The 21,390-nt window shown below is 66.7% G+C and carries 20 protein-coding genes and 1 pseudogene; 8 read left to right on the top strand and 13 right to left on the bottom strand.

Features of this window, described 5'->3' with window-relative positions; genetic code table 11:
• Positions 1–255: 255 nt before the first annotated feature.
• The 9 genes from D5S18_RS25975 to D5S18_RS25935 all read right to left on the bottom strand — a co-directional run bounded on the left by D5S18_RS25975 (position 256) and on the right by D5S18_RS25935 (position 9,340).
• Entirely contained in the window at positions 256–1,278 is a 1,023-nt protein-coding gene (locus D5S18_RS25975) for a methyltransferase (RefSeq protein WP_120043717.1), read from the bottom strand.
• On the bottom strand, positions 1,275–2,423 hold the full coding sequence (locus tag D5S18_RS25970) for an NAD(P)-dependent alcohol dehydrogenase (protein WP_239004004.1): 1,149 nt from the start codon (positions 2,421–2,423) through the stop codon (positions 1,275–1,277). The genes D5S18_RS25975 and D5S18_RS25970 overlap by 4 nt, the downstream gene beginning before the upstream one ends.
• Positions 2,420–3,580, bottom strand: a complete 1,161-nt coding sequence (locus tag D5S18_RS25965) for a sedoheptulose 7-phosphate cyclase (RefSeq protein WP_120043715.1) — start codon at positions 3,578–3,580, stop codon at positions 2,420–2,422. The genes D5S18_RS25970 and D5S18_RS25965 overlap by 4 nt, the downstream gene beginning before the upstream one ends.
• A 21-nt stretch (positions 3,581–3,601) precedes the next feature.
• On the bottom strand, positions 3,602–3,979 hold the full coding sequence (locus D5S18_RS25960; protein WP_120043714.1) for a cupin domain-containing protein: 378 nt from the start codon (positions 3,977–3,979) through the stop codon (positions 3,602–3,604).
• A complete protein-coding gene (locus tag D5S18_RS25955; RefSeq protein ID WP_120043713.1) occupies positions 3,976–4,731 on the bottom strand; it encodes a cupin domain-containing protein in 756 nt (251 codons plus the stop codon). The genes D5S18_RS25960 and D5S18_RS25955 overlap by 4 nt, the downstream gene beginning before the upstream one ends.
• Before the next feature lie 411 nt (positions 4,732–5,142).
• Positions 5,143–6,006, bottom strand: coding sequence for an aldo/keto reductase (locus tag D5S18_RS25950; protein WP_120043712.1), 864 nt, complete (start codon positions 6,004–6,006; stop codon positions 5,143–5,145).
• Positions 6,007–6,138: 132 nt separating this feature from the next.
• The gene (locus D5S18_RS25945) at positions 6,139–7,056 is read right to left on the bottom strand and encodes a GbsR/MarR family transcriptional regulator (RefSeq protein ID WP_203236914.1); all 918 of its coding nucleotides are present in this window, start codon (positions 7,054–7,056) and stop codon (positions 6,139–6,141) included.
• A 140-nt stretch (positions 7,057–7,196) separates the two neighbouring features.
• On the bottom strand, positions 7,197–8,465 hold the full coding sequence (locus D5S18_RS25940) for a cytochrome P450 family protein (protein WP_439651175.1): 1,269 nt from the start codon (positions 8,463–8,465) through the stop codon (positions 7,197–7,199).
• A gap of 293 nt (positions 8,466–8,758) precedes the next feature.
• Positions 8,759–9,340, bottom strand: coding sequence for a TetR/AcrR family transcriptional regulator (locus D5S18_RS25935; protein ID WP_120043711.1), 582 nt, complete (start codon positions 9,338–9,340; stop codon positions 8,759–8,761).
• A gap of 278 nt (positions 9,341–9,618) precedes the next feature.
• Here D5S18_RS25935 and D5S18_RS25930 point away from each other — a divergent pair, with 278 nt between their 5' ends.
• From D5S18_RS25930 to D5S18_RS25905, 7 genes and pseudogenes are all read left to right on the top strand, one after another.
• Positions 9,619–10,155 carry an OsmC family protein gene (locus D5S18_RS25930; protein ID WP_120044066.1) on the top strand — a complete coding sequence of 179 codons (537 nt, stop codon included), beginning with the start codon at positions 9,619–9,621 and terminating at the stop codon, positions 10,153–10,155.
• A gap of 10 nt (positions 10,156–10,165) precedes the next feature.
• Complete coding sequence (locus D5S18_RS25925) at positions 10,166–11,254, top strand: acyl-CoA dehydrogenase family protein (protein ID WP_120043710.1); 1,089 nt, start codon at positions 10,166–10,168, stop codon at positions 11,252–11,254.
• A 257-nt stretch (positions 11,255–11,511) separates the two neighbouring features.
• A pseudogene (locus tag D5S18_RS25920) lies at positions 11,512–12,336 on the top strand (formate/nitrite transporter family protein); the annotation flags it as partial.
• 91 nt (positions 12,337–12,427) lie between these two features.
• Positions 12,428–12,796 (top strand): ArsR/SmtB family transcription factor, encoded by a 369-nt coding sequence (locus D5S18_RS25915; RefSeq protein WP_120043708.1) that lies wholly within the window; start codon positions 12,428–12,430, stop codon positions 12,794–12,796.
• Positions 12,793–13,494 carry a cation efflux transmembrane domain-containing protein gene (locus tag D5S18_RS25910; protein WP_239004003.1) on the top strand — a complete coding sequence of 234 codons (702 nt, stop codon included), beginning with the start codon at positions 12,793–12,795 and terminating at the stop codon, positions 13,492–13,494. Before D5S18_RS25915 ends, D5S18_RS25910 begins: the two co-directional genes overlap by 4 nt.
• Before the next feature lie 104 nt (positions 13,495–13,598).
• Positions 13,599–13,730 carry a hypothetical protein gene (locus D5S18_RS36185; RefSeq protein ID WP_282434886.1) on the top strand — a complete coding sequence of 44 codons (132 nt, stop codon included), beginning with the start codon at positions 13,599–13,601 and terminating at the stop codon, positions 13,728–13,730.
• On the top strand, positions 13,727–14,623 hold the full coding sequence (locus D5S18_RS25905) for an LLM class F420-dependent oxidoreductase (RefSeq protein ID WP_120043707.1): 897 nt from the start codon (positions 13,727–13,729) through the stop codon (positions 14,621–14,623). Before D5S18_RS36185 ends, D5S18_RS25905 begins: the two co-directional genes overlap by 4 nt.
• 235 nt (positions 14,624–14,858) lie before the next feature.
• On the opposite strand, the gene D5S18_RS25895 is transcribed toward D5S18_RS25905, so the two are convergent.
• From D5S18_RS25895 to D5S18_RS25885, 3 genes are all read right to left on the bottom strand, one after another.
• Positions 14,859–16,610: a glycoside hydrolase family 183 protein gene (locus tag D5S18_RS25895; RefSeq protein ID WP_147404173.1), complete on the bottom strand. Its 1,752-nt coding sequence runs from the start codon at positions 16,608–16,610 to the stop codon at positions 14,859–14,861.
• Positions 16,611–16,917: 307 nt separating this feature from the next.
• Positions 16,918–18,096, bottom strand: coding sequence for an MFS transporter (locus tag D5S18_RS25890; protein ID WP_203236913.1), 1,179 nt, complete (start codon positions 18,094–18,096; stop codon positions 16,918–16,920).
• Positions 18,097–18,154: 58 nt separating this feature from the next.
• Entirely contained in the window at positions 18,155–19,099 is a 945-nt protein-coding gene (locus tag D5S18_RS25885; RefSeq protein WP_203236912.1) for a LysR family transcriptional regulator, read from the bottom strand.
• Positions 19,100–19,489: 390 nt separating this feature from the next.
• On the opposite strand from D5S18_RS25885, the gene D5S18_RS25880 reads away from it, so the two are divergent.
• Positions 19,490–20,125 carry a TetR/AcrR family transcriptional regulator gene (locus tag D5S18_RS25880; RefSeq protein ID WP_158607965.1) on the top strand — a complete coding sequence of 212 codons (636 nt, stop codon included), beginning with the start codon at positions 19,490–19,492 and terminating at the stop codon, positions 20,123–20,125.
• 22 nt (positions 20,126–20,147) lie between these two features.
• Here the strand turns inward: D5S18_RS25880 and D5S18_RS25875 are convergent, their stop codons facing one another.
• Entirely contained in the window at positions 20,148–21,317 is a 1,170-nt protein-coding gene (locus D5S18_RS25875) for a serine hydrolase domain-containing protein (RefSeq protein ID WP_120043703.1), read from the bottom strand.
• Positions 21,318–21,390: the final 73 nt, after the last annotated feature.

Raw genomic sequence — 21,390 nt, 5'->3', positions numbered from 1 at the left:
CCTTCGCTGGCGTAAACCTTATGGCCAGGGAGATCCTGCCAGTATCTTGACGCAAGACAGGACGTCGGCCGCATCGCGAGGTGGCCGTCTGGCTTCATGCCACCCGACTGGCGCAGCTCGCTATGTGGTAAAGGTCACAGTATTGGTATCGGTCCTGTTCAGGAGGGCTACAGATGTGTGTAGGAGTGCTTCCCCCTGCTTGCCAGGCGACGAGCTGAGCCACGGATGCCTCCGAATGAGACTCCGACACAGGCCCTAGCGGACACACTCCAGCACGCTGACCGGTGAACCGGTCGGCACTACTCGCCGGAGTCGCAGATCCGCCGACTCGAGCAGTTGCCGGTATTCGCCCAGGGTCCGTTCCCGACCCGACAGGACGGCGAGCATGACCAGATCCAGCATCCGCGCCGGATGGGCGGTGGCGTCGTCATCGGGCAGGATCGATTCGACGATCAGCAGCCTGCTCTGCGGTGTCATCGCCGCGGCGCAGGTGCGCAGGATGGTTCGGCACTGATCGTCGTCCCAGTCGTGCAGGATGTGGGAAAGCAGATACACGTCCGCGCCTGCCGGGACTTCGTGGAAGAAGTTCCCCGGCAGCATCGCGCACCGATCGGCGACCGCGCTGCGCGCCAGCAGCGCACCGGCATGCTCGAGCACCGCAGGCTGGTCGAACAGCGTGCCGGACAGCCGCGGATTGGCGGCGAGTATCCGCGTCAGCAACCCGCCGGTGCCGCCGCCCACATCCACGAGTGTCGCGGCCCATTCGAGGTCGGCGGCCGCGGCGATCAGCGCGTGCTCACCGCCGTGCTGGGCGGTCATCAGCCGATCGAATGCGGCGCCCGCCTCCGGATCATTGCTCAGGAGTTCGAAAAGTGGTGCGCCGTGCGCGATTTCGGGGCCGGTGCGGCCACCGGCGACGCGGGCGGGCAGCACGGTCAGTGATTCGCGCCAGATCGGCCCCTCGAAACAGGTGATCAGGTCACGGGTCGCCGAGGGGTGATCCTTGGTCAGGGCCATTCCCGCGTCGGTCAGCGAATACCGGGTGACCCCGTGCGAATCCTCGCGGGTAGTGAACAACCCGGCCGACGCGCCCGCCCGCAGCAACTGGCGCAGCGGGCCGGGGTCGACACCCACCTTGCCTGCCAGCTCGGGACTCGAAAGCGAGTTCGCGGCAACCAGATCGGGTATGTCGAGTTGGACCAGAGCGTAGAGCGCCCGCGCGAGGAACGCGGAATGCATGATGTCCCGGACCAGAGCGGGAGCCCCTTGGGTAGTCATTCGACCTCATCCACATCGAACAGCAGAACCGGTTTGATCGCCGCGCCGCGGGCCGCCGCCTGCGCGGCCGCCTCGATCTCGGAGAAACGAAAGCGCGTAATGAACTTGTCGTACGGAAGCCGACCGCTTCGATACAGCTCCAGCAGTTGCGGGATGAACGATCGCGGATCGGCGTCGCCCTGGTTGATCCCGATGAGGCGGGGCAGCCGATCGAGCATCGCCGCCATATCCAAGCGCACCTCGGTATTCGGTGGCGCCGCGCCGATCACGCCGCAGACACCGGCGATGGCGAGACTGTCGACGGCGGTCCGCAATGCCGACGGATCGCCCGTGGTATCGAGTGCGTAATGCACGCCGCCGTCGCTGATCTCCCGAATCCTGGCCGCGACATCGCCTTCTCGGGCGTCGATCAGGTGTTGGGCGCCCAATTCGCGCGCGATGGCCAAGCGTTCGGGACGTAGGTCGACGGCGATGATCCGACCCGCGGGAGTGAGCCGGGCGGCGAGCAGCGCCGACAGTCCCACCGCGCCCGCACCGAAGATCGCGAGGCTGCTGCCGACGGTGGGACGCAGAATCCGCAGCACCGCACCGGCTCCGGTCTGCACGCTGCAGCCGAGGGGCGCCGCGACATCCAACGGCACATCATCGGGCACCGGGATCGCGGAGCGCGCGTTGACCGTGACCCGCGTCGCGAAGGCGGACTGTCCGAAGAAATGACCGTGCACCGGCCGGTGCTCGCGATGCAGTGTGGCGGTGCCGTCCAGGCGGCTGCCTCCGCTCAGATTTAGCGCGCCCCACTGTCCGCAACGGACCGGGCGCCCGGCGCGACATGCCCGGCAACCGCCGCACGAGGCGAAACTCAGCACGACGCGCTCGCCCGGCTTCGGTGTTGTCACCGCGGTGCCGACGGCCTCGACCACACCGGCGCCCTCGTGCCCGAAAACCGCGGGCATCGGGAATGGCAGATTGCCTGCCCGAGCGTTCAAATCGGTGTGGCAGACACCGGCGGCGTGCAGCCGGACCCGGATCTCGTCCGGCCGCAGCCCGTCGAGGGTGACCTCTTCGAATCGGAATGGGGCGCCGGGCCGTTCGACGATCGCGGCCAGCGCGGGCACAGACCGGTGCCGCACAGTCGGGTCGGTCACAATGCCCCGGCCGCGGTCGTCTCGGCGCGCGCGGCCAGATACTCGGCGGCGTCGGCGAGTTCGTCCACCGTGACATCGTCGACGAAGCGGGCCTGCCCGATACCGACCGGCAGCGGAAGCCGTTGTCTCCCATCACGATGTTCCACCGTGGCGGCCAGCGCCGCACTCAGCATCGATCGACTCAGCAGCGGGTGGTGGATCGGCAGGCCCAACTCGCGCAGCAGGCCGAGGATCCGATCCGTCTCACCGCGATCCAGCCCGCGCCTGCGGGCGACGACCGCGAACAGGGCCATATCGATCGCGACGGCTTCGCCGTGCAGTAGTTCGGGCAGCGCCCGCATTTCCAAGGTGGGGCTGATGGCGTGTCCGAAGTCGGCCAATCGGGTGAGGTCGTGCTCCCAGAGGTTGGCGGCCAGTTCATCTCGCATGTGCCCGACCGAGCGGCGCAGGATCTCGGCGAGGGGGCCATCGTCGTCTCCGGGCTGGAATGCCGCGTCGATCGCGCGTTTGCCGTGCTGTTCCAAGAGGTCGAATAAATGGGAATCCAGCATGAGCGCCAGTTTCACTATCTCGCCCGCACCATTCACGAGATGCCGGTGTGGCAGAGTGGCGAGGAATGCGCGATCCAGGAGCGCGGCCCGCGGCGGATAATAGGCGCCGAGCCGGTTCTTTTGGCCGTCGTCATTGACGCCGACCTTCACGCCGAATGCGGCATCGATCACCGCGAGCAGTGTGGTGCCGACACGAATATAGGGTGTGCCGCGGCGCAGGAGCGAAAAGGCGACACCGGCCACATCGAGTAGAACTCCGCCACCGATCGCCGTACCCACCGATTTGCGCGGCAGACCGAGCGCGCCGATATCGCGCGCAAGTTGCCGGGCGGTTTCCAGGGTTTTGGTCGATTCCGATACCGGCACCGCGAGAATCGCGTGGTCGATGCCGTAGTGGTCGAGATAGCGGATCAGGGAGTCGCCGTGGAGCCGGTGCACTTCGGCATCGACCACGAACAGCCTGCGCGCCGTGCCGCCGCCGCTCGCCTCCGCCAATGCCGGATTATTGGGATCCAACAGATTGTCGGTGAGGATGATCGGATAGTCGACATCCTGCTTGGCTTGCATTCTCCAGATGTGATCGGCTGCGGGTCTGCCACCGGTCATGACGCTTTATCCTCTGCGGTATTACTGCCGGCCCGGCAGGCGGGGCGGCAGATTTTCGGTCACGCGACGGGAATGAATGGAGAACCACAGCAGGGTGCATCCGGAGTCCGTCATGATGTCGAGGGTCGTGGATTCGTCGCCGATCGTCGCGACATCGCCTGCCGTCGCCTCGCGCACCTCGGTGGCCGTGCTGATCCTCGCCGAGCCCTCGGTGACGAAGAGGACCGATTCGGTGCCGTCGACCGCCGGTTCATAGTGCCCACCAGGTGAAATGGTGACGATGTCGAATGCTTCGCACTCGGTGTACACATGCCCTCGGCGCAGCGGGGTGCGTATCGTGACGGTGTTCGCATCCGTGAAGTAGGTGGTCGAGGCATGGCCCGGCGGGCTGATGATCATGCCGCGGCGCCGGTGCGCTGCGGGACGGCCATGGAGGCGACGAACAATTCGAACGGCTCGCCCAGCGACCGGAATTCGGCATTCTCGCCGAGCGGCAAGGAGATCGCCGTATCCTTCTCGACCACGATGGTGTTCGCCCCGAATTCGACGGTTCCGACGCCGGAAAGCACATAGACGGCATATTCGTGATCCGTTGTCCGCAATGTCAGGGAATCGCCATCGGCGAGCAGATGCCTACCGACCGACCGCATCGGGCCGGACAGCGGCAATTCGTCGATGATTCCGGGTTCGCGAAGCGAGATTACTTCCGTCATGCCGACTCCTGCGGTGCCTTTCGAATCCGAACGATGGCTGTCGTCGAGGTGAACTTCGTCGAACACCTTCGCGGTTGCCGGTGAGAGCAGTTCGATCACCAGCCAGGTCAAGTCGTTGTCGTGTGTATTGCGCAATTCGTGCGAGGCTCCGACGCAGGTGAAGATCACATCGCCCGCCCGGACATCGCGGATTTCACCGTTCAGGACCATATCTCCGGATCCGGAGAGAATGAAATAGATCTCCTCGGTGCGGGTGTGCAGGTGCTCACCGCAGACTCCGCCTGGGGGTAGGAGCGACCATTCGAATGCTTCCCACGGTCCGAAGAATTGGGAACGGCGCGCGTGTACCGCATATTCCGCGCGGCCCGCACCGCCATGCATTCCGTATACCTGAGAAGGAACCCCGAGTGTGCTGATGATCACGGAGCGTTTGCTCATACCGAAATATTAGGCCCGCGTTCGGAAAGCGCAACCGGACGGCGAATATTCGTTTCGCGTCCAAAGGCGTTCGACAGGGGTGCGGGCCGAGTCGGTGTGTTTTCCGGCACTGCTCCCAATGTTGGGGATATGTTGGGTGTGGCTCGGCGCGGCTTCGAAAGATGTTGCGATGCAGCGAAAGAAGTCGTTGTCGTGTCACCGAGTCGGGTGCGAGTGTGATGCCCCCGAAGGGGTGGGCGGGCGGTGGTATGGCGTGATATAGATCACGCCGAAGTAGGCAAGACGGGATTCCCTTTGGCAGAGTTCGCGATCGAGCCGTTGGGTTGCCGCGCGCGGCGATGCCGCCGCGAGCGAGCGCGGCGGCATCTCGGGACCTTGCCCGCGATTGTCCTGGGGTGCAGGCGATCCGGCTCAGAACTCCTCGTGGGTGGCCGGGTCCTGGTTGGCGACACGCCCGTCCGCGCGGCCCATGGCGGTGATGCGGTCCATGTCCTGCTCGCTCAAGGCGAACGAGGACAGATCCAGGTTCTCCCGTTGCCGCGCTGCCGAAGCCGCCTTCGGCAGCGGTATCGCCCCGAGCGCGGTATGCCAGGCCAATACGATCCTGGCGGGCGAAACCCCATGCCGGGCCGCGATTTCCAGGAGCGTCGGATGCGTGAGCAGATCCGTGCCGCGACCCAGCGGGCTCCAAGCCTGCACCGCGATCCGATGGTCGCGATGGTAGGCGAGCGCCTCGATCTGCGGGAAGTACGGATGCATCTCGATCTGATTCACCTCCGCCTGCACACCGGTCTCCTCGACGAGCCGTTGCAGATGCTCCGGCAAGAAGTTGGATACGCCGATGTGGCGGACGATTCCGCGCTCGCGCGCGGTGATCAGGGCGCGCCAGGCCTCGACATAGCGGTCGAGTCTCGGCAGTGGCCAATGGATGAGATAGAGATCAATCCATTCGAGTCCGGTCCGATAGACACTCTCCTCGATCGTCGCCAATGCCTGGTCGTACCGGTGATGGCGACCGGGCAGTTTCGAGGTCACGATGAGCTGTTCACGCGGAATGCCACTGGCCCGCACCGCGACACCCACGGTGCCCTCGTTCTCGTAGTTGACCGCGGAGTCCAGCAGGCGATAGCCGTTCGATATCGCCGTGACGATCGCATCGACGCCCGCGGCCCCGTTGAGCTGATAGGTTCCGAATCCGATCGGCGGCAACCGCAGTCCGCCGACGGCGCCGATCGACTCGGCGGGTGGACTGCTCGGCTTCGACTCGACGGCCATACTTCTCCCTTGTCATACGGATACCGGCGGCGACGCTACCGCCACCGTGCCCACCGCGCAGCTCACAGTCGACTCGAAAGCCCCTTGCGCCGAGGTCATTGCCGGCAATCTCCCGCCACGATGCCGCGTCACTTACTTCTGGAGCGCTTGGCGTTGTATCGGGCTCAGGCGGTCCGATCTCGTAGTGAGGGTGTACGTTTCGAATCCCAGGGTGCGCAGGGCGAGTGGATCGGCGATGGCCGGTTGACGTTCGATCGCGTCGAGGGCGGCGATGGCGCGGGCTCGGGGCCAGTCGAGCGCGGTCGCCAGTTCGGTCAGGGGGAGTGGCCTGGCGGCGTGGAGGAGGGCGGCGAGCACGGTCAGTGCGTCGGAGCCGACGGTCTCGGCGCGCCCGCTGCCGCGCATCTGCTCGCTGATTCGGGCGAAGAACCGGCCCATCTCGGCGAGCCGGGCGCCGGGTGTGGTGTCCGTGCCGAAGATCTCGATGCCGCGCTGCGCGGCAATCGCTATCTCGCCGTGAGCGCCGGTGTCGGCCTGCCACGCCCGGAGCCAGACGTCGTCGTCCATGCGGTAGCGCTCGCGGCGCCCGCCCGAATCCGGTTGGCGCACCACCAGTTCCATGGCTTCGAGGTAGCCGATGGATTTGGATACCGACGCGGGGATGACCCGCAGTTCGCGGACCAGGTCGGCTGCGGTCAGGCCGGCGGCGTCGGCGGTGAGCAGGCACACGAACACCCGCGCGGTCATCCCGGGCATGCCGGTCGCGGCCAGCAGGGCAGCGAACCGGTTCACGAACTCGCGTGCCGCCTCGGTCGACTGCCCGTCGATCGCGGACGCGGCGGGCCGGGGCCGGTTTGCGGCGGCGGGCGCGATGGCCTGCGGCCTGCTGCGCGGGCTCGGCCAGGTAGTCGACGAGTGCGCCGTTGCGTGCGACCTCGCGACTGATCGTCGAGGTCGGTCGGCCGAGTCGGCGTACCCGAGCCCGTCGGCCAGCCACGCCGCGATGCGGCGGCGGTCCGTGTGGGTCAGCCTGCCTCCTGGCATCGGCATACCGACCATGCAGGAGGTGTACCTCGGTGGGATCGTCGTCCAAATGCCCTCCGCCGACGAAGATCGCGAAGTCGGGCCGACCGGCACCGTAAGCCGCCGGCGTCGCGTATTCCGCCGGCAGCGACGGTGACAGGACAACTTCACCCAACCATCGGAGGTGTCGGTGCGAAGGCGACGGGCAAACTCGCCAGGGAGCGATGGTAGGGTCCCGGCCGCCACTGCAACTCTTCGATACGGACCGCCAATTCCATTTCGGGTATCGCATCGAGCAATTGATCTATCGCCGCGCGCGCGATGGTGGAGGACAGGTCCTTCGCCGGGCAGGCATGTGGACCCGCGCTCCAGGCGAGGTGGGATCGATTGGCGGTGAAATCTCCGGAACGCACCGCGGGATCGTTGTTGCACGCGGACATGCTGATCAGCACCGGTTGATGGGCGGGCAGCCAGACGCCGTCGATGAGGATCGGCTGTCGCGGATAGCTGAAGCAGAAGTTCGCCAGCGGCGGATCGGTGAACAGCAACTCCTCCAGCGCGTCCCCGGTCGAGAGGCTGCCGCTGACCACCCCACTGCCGAAGCGGTCGTCGGTCAGCATCAGCCGCAACGTATTCGAGATGAGATTGACTGTCGGTTCGATCCCGGCCCCGTAGACGACGACCAGTTGGTGAATCACCTCCTCCTCGGTCAGGTTCGCGCTGTGCGCGATCATTCGCGTGGTGATGTCATCGCCGGGCTCGGCGATTTTGTGCATGGTCTGCTCGTACAGCGCCGATTCCAAGATGACGTTGCCCTCCTCGGCATCGGCGGAGGTGTCGAAGACGGCGGCCATGCCGCGCGCGACGCGTGCGCCGATATCAGGTGAGCAGCCGACGAGCGTATTGAGAACCTCGAAGACGAGCGGACGCACGAATTGTGCGAGCAGATCGGCGTTTCCGGTCGTGCAGAAGGTGTTGATCAGCGGCGCCGCGATCCGCTCGACCAGCGCCTGCGCGGCGTGCAGGTCGATCCCATTGAGGGCGAAGATGTTGGCCGAGCGCAGCCGGGCATGGACATCTCCGGTGTTGCGCAGCGCGTTCGGTCGCCACTGCAGCATCGGCCGGACGGGGCAGTCCAGCGGCACAGTCGCCTGCCAGGTCCGCGGGTCGGCCGGAAAGTGCTCGGGGTCGTGCAGAATCCGCTTCGCTGTCGCGTAATCAACGACAAGGGTCGCCGGAACTCCCGGTGCGATCTCCACGGGGGCCAGCGATCCGTAGCGGGCTCGCAACTCCAGGTAGACGCGCTGAGGATCAGCGGCGAACTCCGGGGTGTAGATGGCTACTCGAGGTCCGTCGTCGCCTATCGCCGAACCGGGTGCGATCGGGCCGCCACGATAGGAGGGCAGCGTCGTTTCCGGCGGCTGAGGCAAAGACACAGAGAACTCCAGACGATCGAGTTGAAAACGGAAGGTGGCGAACGAGGTTGTCGGCCGGACCCGTGACCGACCGATTCAGGACACGTCGCGAAGCACCAAGGTCGACGGTGATTACACACCTCTGCGGGGAGAGGGGCGAATACCTGGCTACGATGCTACTCACCGATGTCGATGTCCGCAGCGAAAACCGTTACCGGACAGCGCTTACCGGAGCCGCCGGACGGGCCGCGGCCGCTGCGGACGTGGGCGAACCTCCGCGCGGATTCGTCGCGGCGAACCCGTCGCAAGCCCGGCTATTCGGTCGCGTCGGCAGGTTCGCGGTCGATCAGTGTCCGCGCCAGCCGCTGAGCCCGCATGATCGGGTCGACCGAGCCGGTGGCCTTGGAGCCGGAAAGCCCGCCGTCGTATAGCAACTGAATCGACGCGGCCAGTTCGTCGGGCTGCGGGACCCCGGCTTCCCGCAGTAACGCCGCCACCGCGGCGCGCATCCACTCGCGGTGCTCGTCGATCGGGAGCCACACCGGGTGGGACCGGTCGGGAAATTCCGCCGCCGCGTTGATGTACAGGCATCCGGGATAGTGGCGCTGTCTGGCCGCGCGGGCGGCGCACTCGAAGAACAGCAGCACCTTCCCGATCGGCTCCGCGATCCTGCGGGACGCCACATGCCAGGCGCGGCGGTCGGTTTCGTGCTGGTGGCGCAGGTATTCGGCGGCGAGTTGATCTTTGGAGCCGAACGCCTGGTAGAGACTTGCCCGCGCCACCGCGGATTCGGTGACCAGCCGTTCGATACCCACCGCGCGAATACCCTCCGCTGCGAACAGCCTGCCCGCTGTGGCCAGCAGTCTGTCGGCCGGAGACGTCACCTCGACAACCATGGCGCCTATTATGCCGCTGCCCTCTCCAAGAATGATCAGTCTGCCCATCGACCCCGCTGGTTGATGCGGCAATAGGTTGAATCTCGCTGCTGGAACACCGGTTTCCGTGATCGAATCATGTTCCGATCTCGCTGATCCGAACTATGCGGACAGAACGATCGGTCTGTGACACTGGGTGGCGAACGATGCGGCGCTGCGACGCCGCCGAATCGGCGCGAAGGCGAGCCGTCTCGACACGGATGCCGCCGATCGATTCCATCGACAGAGGAGAACAGACGATGACCACGATCTCGGGCAATGCGCTGAAGATCGACGCTGTCGGGCTCGACCAGTTGTCCTGTGCCGCGAAGGAGGACCCGAGCACCGGGAAGAAGACGTTGCGGGCGAAAACCGTGTGTGAAGCGGGATTTCGCAATATGACCTATGTCCGCGAACTGGCGCCGATGCTGGTCGGCGAGCCGCCTGCCCTGCTCGGTGACGACGCGGCGCCGAATCCGTCGGAAACCGCGCTCGCCGCGCTCGGGTCATGTATCTCGGTGGGGATGCTCGCCAACGCGACCCATCGCGGGGTGACGCTGTCGGAAATCGAGGTCGCGATGGAAGGGGATATCGATATCTCGGCCGTGTGGGGTGTCGGCGATACGCCCGAGGGCAAGGTGCTCGGGTTCTCCGAGATCCGATGCCGGGTGACACTCGCCGGGGACGCGGATGCTTCGGTGCTGCAGGAGATCCACGACAACGCGATCAAATGGTCGCCGGTGCTGAATACCTTCCGCCGCCCCGTGGTGGTCGCCTCGGCGCTCGCCGTCGAGTGAGGCGCGAACGATGACTACCAGCGAAACGCAACCGGGGCAACAGATTTGGCGGCGCGCCGCAGTGCTGCCCCCCGACGCCATCGAGACGATCGCCACCGCCGCCGCGGCCCTCGATCAAGGGGAACGCAGCGCACGGGAGAATATCCGCGCACTGGCCGGATTGGGCGTCCTCGGTCTGGGCGCGGCAGGCGACGACGACGGCGGCCTGCCCGCGATGGCGGCGGTGCTCGGTGAACTCGCCGCCGAATGCATGTCGACCGCCTTCGCGGTATGGGCGCACCGCATGACGATCCAATACCTGACCGTGGCCGGGACGGCCTGGGCGGCGAAAGCGGCGTCGCTGCTGGCGAGCGGGGCGGTCCTCGGCGTCACCGGGATGGCTTCGGCATTCAAAGATGCGGCCGGATGCGGCTCACTGGATCTCACCGCCACCGCGGACGGCGACGGCTATGTCCTCGACGGCACCCTGCGCTGGGCGAGCAACCTGTACCGGGATTCGATCCTGGTGACCGCTGCCCGCACCGACACGGGGGAGAAGCTGATCGTCGGGCTGGCGCTGTCGACCGACGGCGTCACCATCGGCGACCACTTCGATCTGCTGGCGCTGGGAAGTACCGCCTCCTCGTACCTGAAACTCGACAACGCCGCGATCGGCGCCGATCAGGTGCTGAGCCGCGAGGTCGGATCCTTCCTGGCGCGGGTGCGCCCGACCTTTCTGCTGTTGCAGTCGGCGATGTGCCTCGGCCTGGCAGGCCGCTGCGTCGCCAGGGCGCGAGTCGGCTTGACCGGTGTGAACTCGGTCTTCGCCGCCGAGGTCGAGACGGTGTCGGCGGAACTGTCGGCGGCGGAGTCGACGCTGGCGGAGTTGGCGCCTGCGGTCGGCACCCCCGCGCCGCCCGGTCGGCGGGAACTGCTCTCGCTGCGCCTGGCGGCCGCGGCACTGGCAGGCGCGGCGGCCGCCCTGGAAGTTCGCACCGCGGGCGGCAAAGGTTATGCCTTGCGCACCGGCGCGAGCCGCCGGTTCCGGGAGGCCGCGTTCATTCCGGTGCAGTCACCGGCGGAGTCGCAACTGCGCTGGGAACTCGATCGCTGTGCGTGACACCGCGGGTGGCCACGCGATCCTGCTCATCGACATCCTGCGAACGCGGCGACCGACCGACGCCGCTGCCGCGTCCCGGTCGGGCCGCAGCGTCCTGCTGAACTGCGCTCCGCCGCAGCATCTTCCAGATACACCGGCTTCGTCACCGCCGTCGTGCGCGGTGCGGCCAACCTCCCCCCGAAATCGAGGAGCGAATGTCCACCGTCCTTGCCCCCCAATCCGCTAAACCGGTCGTGACCGGGGCAGCTTCGGCGCCGCCTGATCCGTTCGAGCCGCTCACCGTCGGGCAGATGGCGACCCGCGTCGCCGATATGGCGATCGAGAAGGCCGCGAATCCGTGGACGCTGCTTGTCCGTTCCCTGATCGCGGGAGCGATGGTCGCCTTCGGTGTGCTGCTGTCGTTGACAGTGAGCATCGGCGTCACCTCACCCGGAGTCGCGGCGCTGCTGATGGGGTTGGCGTTCGGAATGTCGTTCGTGCTGATCCTCGTCTCCGGCATGTCGCTGATCACCGCCGACATGGCCGCGGGGTTCATGGCCGTGCTGCAGAAGCGAATGAGCCTCGGCGCGTATGCGCGGCTGCTGGTCGTCGGGCTGGTCGGCAACTGCGCCGGTGCGCTGACGTTCATCGCCGTCTGCGCCGCGGCAGGCGGACCCTACCTCGGGGCCTTCGCACAGCGCGCGGCCGCCGTCGCCGCCGCGAAGACGACACAGCCGACGATGACCGCGCTGCTGCTGGCGGTGCTGTGCACCTGGTTCCTGCAGACCTCGATGTGCATGTACTTCAAGGCGCGCAGCGACGTCGCTCGGATGGGGTTCGCGTTCTACGGGCCGTTCGCCTTCGTGATCGGCGGAACGCAGCATGTCATCGCCAACATCGGCTTCCTGGGGTTGCCCCTGCTGCTGTCGGTGTTGCACCACGATGCTCCGGCGACGGTGGTGGAATGGGGTTTCGGGAGCCACGGTCTGCTGACGAACATCGTCGTTACCACACTCGGCAACCTGGTCGGCGGCATAGTGTTCGTCGCGGTGCCGTTCCAGACGATCGCTTGGCTGCAGCGGCGCGGCACGGTGCTTACTTGAATGCCGCCATCATCTTCGCCCGCACAACCCTGGAATCCTGCGCGCCGCGATGGGGTTGCCGACTAATGCCGTATAACGATAACATCGCCGGATGGCGATTATAATTTCGGACGCCGGGCCGGGGCGGGTGGAACTCGCCCCCGCGGCGGCCTTGTTCCGGTCGCTGGGCGACCCGGCACGGCTGGCGATCGTGCGGCGACTGGCCCTGGGGCCGACCCGTGTGGTCGATCTCGTCGACGAACTGGGCCTTGCTCAGTCCACGGTGTCGAAACACCTCGCCTGCCTGCGTGATTGCGGACTGGTCGACTCCGCGCCGGTCGGTCGGGCATCGTTGTTCCGGCTCGCCCAGCCGGGTCTGGTCGACATACTGACCGCCGCCGAGACCGTGCTGGCGGCGACCGGCAACGCGGTGGCGCTGTGCCCGACCTACGGCGCCGAGCCGTGCGGGCCGCTGTCGTGAGCATCGATCCGTTCCGCCACGAACTCGACGAGTTACCCTCGCCCGCAAGCGAAATCCGCGACGACTGCTGCGGTGCGCAGCCTGCTGTCCCCGTCGACCGGGACGACTGGCATCGGGCGGCGCGGCAGGCGCGGCTGCTGTCGTGGCTGTCGCTGCTCTACATGGGGGCCGAGGGGGCGGTCGCGATCGCCGCGGCGGTTTTCGCGGGCTCGGTGGCGCTGCTCGGGTTCGGATTGGACTCGGCCATCGAGGGTTTGGCCAGTGTCGTCATCGTGTGGCGATTCACCGGCGCCCGCACCCTGTCCGACACCGCCGAAACCCGCGCCCACAAAGCCGTCGCGGTCACGTTCTTCCTGCTCGCCCCCTACATCGCCTACGACGCGATCACCACCCTGATCGCCGGAAACCACGCCCGGACAAGCTGGTTGGGCATCGGGCTCGCGATCTCGAGCCTGATCGTGATGCCGGTACTCGGCATCGCCAAGAAGCGCCTGGGAGCCAGGCTCGGCTCCGCCGCGACCAGCGGGGAAGGAACTCAGAACCTGCTGTGCGCCTACCTGGCCGCCGGTGTCCTCGTCGGCCTGCTGGCCAATACCCTGTTCGGCTGGTGGTGGCTCGACCCGATCGTCGCCCTCGGCATCGCCGCACTCGCCGTACGCGAGGGTCGACAAGCCTGGCGTGGGGAAGACTGCTGCTGAACGTCGGCCAACCCCCGGACTCGGCGCCGTGCCAGTGCGCGGACGGGCGGGGATGTGGCATGCTTGGCGATATTAGAGAACATTCGCTAATTCATGGAGGCGTCATGTCCGCACCCACCGAGATCGCCGCCAAGCCCCGCGGCGCACTCGTCCGACGCGACCCCCGCGCCGTGCACGACCCGCTCATCCCCGACTTCGAGGGCGCAGCCCGATCCGGCCGCGGCGGTGCCGCGTGACATCACCGGGTACAGCGCCGCGCCGATTCCGCTTCGGGGTCGTTCTCGTGGTGCCCGAATCCCGCGACCAGTGGATCGAAAAATGCCGCAGGGCAGAGGAATTCGGCTACGATGTGATCGGGATACCCGATCATCTCGGTATCGCCGCTCCGTTTCCGGCCATGATGCTCGCCGCTTCGGTCACCTCGCGGGTGCGGATCACCAGTTATGTGCTCAACGTCCCCTTCTACAATCCGGTGCTGCTGGCCAGGGATGTCACGGGCACCGATCTGTTCACCGGTGGCCGCATCGAACTCGGCCTCGGCGCGGGATATGTGAAGGCCGAATTCGACGCCGCGGGTATCGAATTCGGCTCCGGTGGCCGACGGGTGCGTCAGCTCGCCGAGGCCACCGCCACCCTGCGCAAGCTATTCGCCGATCCGGAATTCCTGCCCCGGCCGGTCCAGCCCGGCGGTCCGCCGCTGTTCATCGCGGGCTGGGGCGACAAGCTGCTCCGGGTGGCCGCCGAGAATGCCGACATCATCGGGCTGACCGGTGCGAACACCAATACGGAGGGGACCGCGCTGCTACCGGCCGGACCTATCGAGACCGGTGCGCGGATCGACTTTCTTCGGGGGCTGCTCGGCGCGCGCTTCGCGGAGATCGAACTGAATCTCCTGGTGCAGAAGGTGGTTTCGCCGTCGGAACGTGCGGAACTGGTCGCACAGTGGGGACCGCTGCTGCCCGAAGGATGCGCGCCCGAAGAGGCGCCCATCCTGCTCATCGGCACGCCCGAGCAGCAGGCCGAGCGGCTGCGTGCGCACCGTGAGCGGTTCGGGTTCAGCTACTTCACGGTCCGCGAGGACAATATGGAGAAATTCGCGCACGTAGTCGAACTGCTTCGCGGACAGTAGACCCCCGACCCGGCCGCCGCGCTGTGACGTCCTCCCGCCCGCGATCCACGGTAAGCCGGGATCTCGAGCAGGGGCGGGTGGGCTGCCGGTGATTCGGGGCCGGCAGCGCCCAATGGCCGCCGCCGAGCCAGAAGGGGTGTGCCCTGTATGCATCGGGTAGCGCTCGTACGGGAAACCCGCTGCGAACAGGGCATTGCGCACCTCGTCCCGGAGTGGCTCGCCGCAGGCGTGGAAGTCAGCGGTAATAGACCTCCAGTTCGGCGATCGAAGTGAAATACGCGCGCCCACCAGGCTTGCCGATGATTCGCACACCATCGCCGGAAATCGTGGCGAAGGTGAAGGTATATGTCCTGAAAGGTCCTGCGGCGGGGCCGTACGGATAGCGCGGTTCCACCTCGGAGTTCGGCACATCGATCCAGCGAAAGTTCTGTCGGATCTGGATCCGCAGCCCGGCGGCGAACCAACCGCCGTTGTCGAATATCTCACCCGTCGTGTAGATGACGGTATTCAGCAAATACGGTGCGGCCCAGGTGAAACCCCAGAAGTCCAGGTTCTTGTTCTCCTGATCGAAACTGTCCTCGCTCTTGGTGAAGTCGCCGTCGCAGAGGTATTCGCTGTGACCGAAGTGCGCGCTTTTCTCGATGGGTGTGACGGATTCACCGATATAGGCGAGATTGCGGCGCCGGTCGGGTTGATTCGCGGGCGCCTGCGCCACGAAAGGCCGTACGGTCAGTTCGCGGAGGTTGAAGGTGTAGTCGGTCCGGCCACCGGAGTTGCCCACCCACCAATTCGACTGCACCCACATCGATCTGCCGTCGGCGGAAATGAATTTCGACGGGATGGTGGTGCCGTAGCCGCCGTTCTTCGGGCCGGGGAGGCCGGGGCCGCGACCGAACCACGGGTAGCCGCCGAAGTCTTTGGTCAAGAACAGTCGCCACGGTCCCCACGGTGCGGGCGCCTCGTAGAATTCGAAGGTGTACTCCGTCCACGACGTGTACAGGTACCGCTTCAGCGGCTTGTTGTAGACGACGCCGCCTTGGGAGAGCACCGAGAGATTGTGCGGGTGTTGATCGCTGTTGCGCAGAGTCGGGTACTGCCGTCTGGTGTCGCGCAGCACCGGCCGTCTTTCCTCGATGATCCGCGTCCACTGCGGGGCTTCACCGCTGACTCCGGTGTAGAACTCCCATTTGTCGCGATGTTCGACCGCGTCGCTCGGTGCGCGCGCCAGAAACAGGTCCACCGGGTCGGCGACCGTTGCGGTGAGGGATCCGCGCCAATTCTCATCCAGGCCATAGGCGTAGACGTAGCGCGCCGCGTCCGGACCCAACGCGGTCGCGGCGTCACCGGAATCGCGCCCGAAATCGAGAAAGAACACGGTGGTGAACACCCCGCCGGTGAACATGGGTTGCTGGGTCGTGTGCCAGGTGCTGCCATGGTCGTCCGACCACGAGACGGCGGCGTTGGGCGCGTCGTTGAACGCGGTGTCGGCGTTTCCGCTGCGCAGATCCTGGATGGCGAGGTAGAGCCGCCCGTTGACACAGACGATCCCGGTCGGCTTCCGGTTGTATTTGCCGGGATCGCCCCAAATGGCGCCCACCTGATCGGCGGCGGTCAACCGCACGCCCGTGATACCGGACTTCGGGTCGCCGGTGATCCGGTTGACGACAATATCGTCGCTGTTCCCGTCGCCGAAGCCGCGGCCGTCACCGTTGGCCGTGTACAGATTGTCGTCGTCGGCCCAGCAGGTCGGCCACAGATCGCCCGCGCTGTCGCTGTCGATGGCCGCCGCGCAGGCCACCGAGGCCGTGCCGAAGAAGGTACTCGGCTGTGCCCGCTCGAAAGCTGATCCGTTGCTTGCGATCTCGCCTGCACCGAGGTCGGCGGGCGAGAGTGGCGAGCGCGCCCGCGCCTGCCCCGATCCCGCGGACAATGTGCCGATGACACCCGTGAGGCCGAATACGAAGCGCCTGCGGCCGATCGGGCTCATCGCCACGACCTGGTAATGCTGTTCACACTGACCATCTTTCGAAGAGAATGTATCGCGGGTGCGTCATGGATCCGTGGTCGAGCAGCGGCGTGCGGCGAACCCCGCAGACCGGGAGCCATTGAACCAGTCAACCGGGGTCTTGCGGAACCGGATCATTCCCAACTATGTGCCGGATCGGCGGCGTCGCCCCGAACCTCCGGAACCGCTCGAACTCGGCGCCGCGGCCAGGAACGACGCCGACGTCAACCGGTCACGGGAGCTGTGCGCCCGAATCTCGGCAGTGCTGTCACCGATCGCAACCCTGTCGCTACCGCACCAGCGCAGCGCAGCCGAGCCCGACGAGGGCGAGCAGTGCGGCGATCCACAGCGGTGCGGTGGATCCGGCCCCGGCCGAGAGCGCCGCGCCCGCCAGCATCGGTCCGCCCCCATTGCCGATATTGAAGGCCGACACATTCGACGCCGAGGCCAAATTATCCGCCCCGCGGGCGGTTTCGAGCACCTTTGCCTGCAAGGGCGGGATGACCGCGGCGCCGACCGCCCCGAAGATCAGAAAGCCGAGCAGCGCACCGGGTTTGCTGTGCACCAATACCAGCAGCGCCGCCGAGGCCAGCGCGAACCCGCCCAAGGTCCCATACAGCGTCGGCAACAGCGCCCGATCGGCCAGCCGCCCCGCGACCGGGGTGCCGATGACCATGCCGACACCGACCACCACCAGCACGAGCGGCACTGTGCGCGCGTCGAATCCGGTGATATCGGTAAGCAGCGGCGTCACGTAGGTGAGCACCGTCAGGAAAGGCGCCCATCCGAAAGCGGTGGCCGCCAGGGAGATCCACACCCGGCCGCGCCGGAACACGGCGAGTTCCGCACGCAGGTCGCCGCCGGGAACCCGCACCGCGGGCACCAGCAGCGCCAGCGCGAACCACACCACCACACCGATCGCGGTGATCGCCACGAAGGCCGCCCGCCAGCCGAGTGCCTGGCCGAGCGCGGTGCTCGCGGGCACGCCGAGCACATTGGCCAGGCTCAATCCCATGAAGACGGTGGCGATGGCACTGGCCCTGCGTTGCGGCCCGACCAGTGCCGCTGCCACCGCTGCCGCCACGCCGACGAAGGCCCCGCCCGCCAGCGCCGAACCCACCCGTCCCACCATGAGCGCCGCGTATCCGGGTGCGAGCGCGCTCAAAAGGCTCGCCACCGTGAAGAGTACGACCAGGGCGAGCAGCATTCGCTTGCGCGGCATCCGATTGCCGAGTACGGCCAGTAGCGGTGCGCCGACCACCATGCCGAGTGCGTATCCGGAGACCAGTAGCCCGGCTACCGGCAGCGAGGTTCCGAAGTCGGCGGCCACTTCGGGTAGTAGTCCGGCGATCACCACCTCGGTGGTGCCGACGGCGAAAGCGCCGAGCGCCAAGGCGATCAGCGCCGGGGTGGCACGACGGTGGGTGGCTGTGGCCGTATCGGGCCGACTGGCAAGATCATTCGTCACTCGGTCTAGAGTGCCGGGTTTTCTGGCGGAAATCAGCCACGCAATTCGTACCGAACGGTTAGCCGGGCTTACCGATAGCGACGAGTTCGGCCGCCGCCGCGACGAAGGCACGTACACAAGCGGTCTCGCCATCGGCCCGCCACACCGCCCCGTACTCCACCGGATCGGCATCGGTGAACGGCACATACACCACACCGCGCGGTGCGTACTGCCGCGGCACATCCGCGCCCACCGGCGAAATACCTTGTCCGGCCCCGATCATGGCCAATGTCTCCGGTATGGACGCGGCCGTCGGCCCGCGCCGGATGGGCACGCCACCCGGCGTCCGCTCCGGCGCGAGGTGCAGTTGCCAATACTCGGGCACCGCACCCGCACAGGCGAAAACCTCGCCCTGCGCCAGATCCTCCAGCGAAACCCCGTCCCGGCGCGCCAGCGGATGATCGGCGGGCACGGCGAGCAGACGCGGCACCCGGAGCAGAACCGGCCCGCGCACCAAATCCGCCTCGCACACCGGGAACTGGGTGATCAGCACCTCCACCTCGGCGCGCCGCAGCGGCCCGAACATATCGGCCATCCGCGTCTGCTCCACCCGCACATCGATATCGGGGTGCGTGCGCGTGAACGCGCCGATCGCCTCGAGCGCCAGCGTGCCCGCCGCACCGCCGAGATAGCCGACCCGCAGACAGCCCGCGATTCCGCGCGCCGTCGCCTTGGCCCGCGTCACCGCCTCCACCATCATGCGGTGGGCGGGCGCCAGATCCGCACGCAACCGAACGCCGAGCGGGGTGAGCGCCACCGTACGGCTGGTGCGATCGAACAATCGGCCGCCGATGCGCCGCTCCATGGCGAGGATCGTTTGACTCACCCTGGCACGCGAAATATGCAGCCGCTCCGCTGTACGCCCGAAGTGCAACTCCTCGGCCAGCGTCAGAAAACTCTCCAGCTCCAACCGTTCCAGCACACCATCGAAGGTAGCCGAGGTCGCATCTTCTCCCCGGCTCACCGTCTCCGAGTGGCCCGGTCCGGCGCTCGCAACACGGGTAGCAGGGTGGCTTCGAGTATGCCTGCGGCATCGGCGTGTGGGAGGTGTCCGGTGTTGACCTCTGCCGCGGCGGCGTGCATGAGGCTGTAAACGGTGGTGAGCAACCACCTCAGCGGCAGGTCGACGCGGATGGCTCCTTGGCGAGGCGAGACCGACAACCAGTTTCGCCACCCTGTCCGCGGCACGACCGCGTTCATGTCGGCACTGATCATTGGCGAAATCGGCGGCACCGCCGTCCTGCTCACGGCTTCATCCAGGCGCAGTTGCTGTAGCCGGGGCCACCGGCCTGCGCCGGTCGGATCTACTGTTGTAGTCGACAATTGTCGATCATCGCCCGGCGAGGAGGAATGCATGGTGGAGCGGACCCGGCGGCGGACACCGCGCGGGACACTGAACAAGCCGATGATCCTCGACGGCGCGGCGGCGGTGATCGCGGAGCAGGGCGCGGAGGCGATGACGATGCGCGCGGTCGCGACCAGGCTCGGAGTGGATCCGATGGCGTTGTACCGATATTTCGGCAACAAGGCCGAGCTATTGGCGGCGTTGGTCGCGGATGCGCACGGCCAGGTTCCGATGCCGAAGGCCGGTGGTATCGAGGGCTTCGAACAGATTGTGCGCGACCTGTATCGGGTGTTCGTGATCGATCGGCCGGGGTTGCTGGATCCGGCACTGGGGGTATCGACCGATCGGAGTCTGGCGATCATGGATCGGATGCTGGCGTTGCTCGCCGAGGCCGGGCTGCCGGTGCGGACCGCGGTGGCGTTGGCAGGCAACGTCAACCGGTTCCTGATCGGGTGCGCGGCGGTGCAGCGACAGCCCGGCGGGTGGGAGGACAGTGTCGAGTTCTGGGCGCAGGGCAAGGCGTTGCTCGCCGAGGACCCGGCCCGCCACCCGGCACTGTGGGCGGCGATCGAACAGGCGCCGATCTTCAGTCAAGAGGATGTGCTGGAGAACTGGCTCGAGGTGACCCTCGGCAGATTCCGCTGACCTCGAAATATCCTGCGCCGCATCATCGACACAAGGTGCCCAGGATCGACATCACGGCGGGAATGAACGCGCCCGCCTGTGAATCCGGATCCTGGTTCAGCGTGATCGACATCGCCACGCGCCGAGCGCCGTCCTTCGAGCCGTAGAGTTGCGACAGGTAACCGTGTATACCGCCGGTGTGTCCGTAGACGTCGCAGTCCGGGCCGACACGGCGATCGACCAGCCCCAAACCGAACCCACCCGGCCGATCCGGCACCGGGAACGGTGTTCCCATGACCTGCAGCAGTTGCGGTGTGAGCAGCCGGCCGCCGAGTAGCGCGGCCAGGAATCGGTCGAGATCGGCTGTGGTGGAGATGATTTCCCCCGCGGAACCGGCCCACGACGGGTTCAGTTCGGTGATGTCGGCCAGTTCGGTTCTCCCGTCGCGCTGATATTCGAGGTAGCCGTGCGCGTGCGGCCCGGCGACGGTGGGCTCGGCGCCGGGCAGCGAAGTATCCGACATCCCGAGAGGTATCAGCAATCGTGTCCGGATCTGCGTGGCATACGGTGTGCCGGTGAGTTTTTCGATGAGCAGCCCGGCGAGCACATAGTTGGTGTTCGAGTACTGCCAGCGCTCGCCGGGCGCGAACCGGGCCGGTTTGGACAACGCGAGCCGAGCGAGTTCGCCGAGGGTGTACCCGCGCATCTTGGCATCGACATATTCGGCTCCCTGCAAGGGGATTCCGGCCTCGAACCCGCCGTCGGAGTTGTGGTCGCCGGTGTAGTCGAACAGTCCGCTGGTGTGCTGCAACAGCATTCGCACGGTGATCCGCCGGTCGATACCGTATCCGGGGAGGTGCTCGTCTGCCGGATCGTCGAGACCCAACCTGCCTTCGGCGACCAGTTGCAGGATCACCGTGGACACGAAAGTCTTGGTGATGCTGCCGATCCGGAATCGACCGTCGGTGGACGGCGGTTCCGGCTTGCCGAGCTCTGATACTCCCGCGCTCGCGGTCCAGTCCCCGGAATCGTCGTGCACGCGCAACTGCACGCCGACCGCGCCCGCACGCACCATGTCCACCATGGCTTGTCGCAGAACGGCACGGTCGGCCGGTGGTTGTATCGGTGCTGCGGTGGTGTCCCGGCAGCCGGTCGACGCGATGGCCGATGCGACGACCAGCAGCGCACACAGACCGCGACGGATTGTTCGCATTGCTGAATTCCCCTCGGTTGGAACGTGATTGGGTGCCACGATGTAGCGGTGTCTGATTGCGGCGTTCGCGGGT

Source organism: Nocardia panacis (assembly GCF_003598715.1).
GTDB lineage: Bacteria > Actinomycetota > Actinomycetes > Mycobacteriales > Mycobacteriaceae > Nocardia > Nocardia panacis.
The sequence above is the reverse complement of the archived record's forward strand: the minus strand, read 5'-3'. Positions and strand labels throughout refer to the sequence as shown.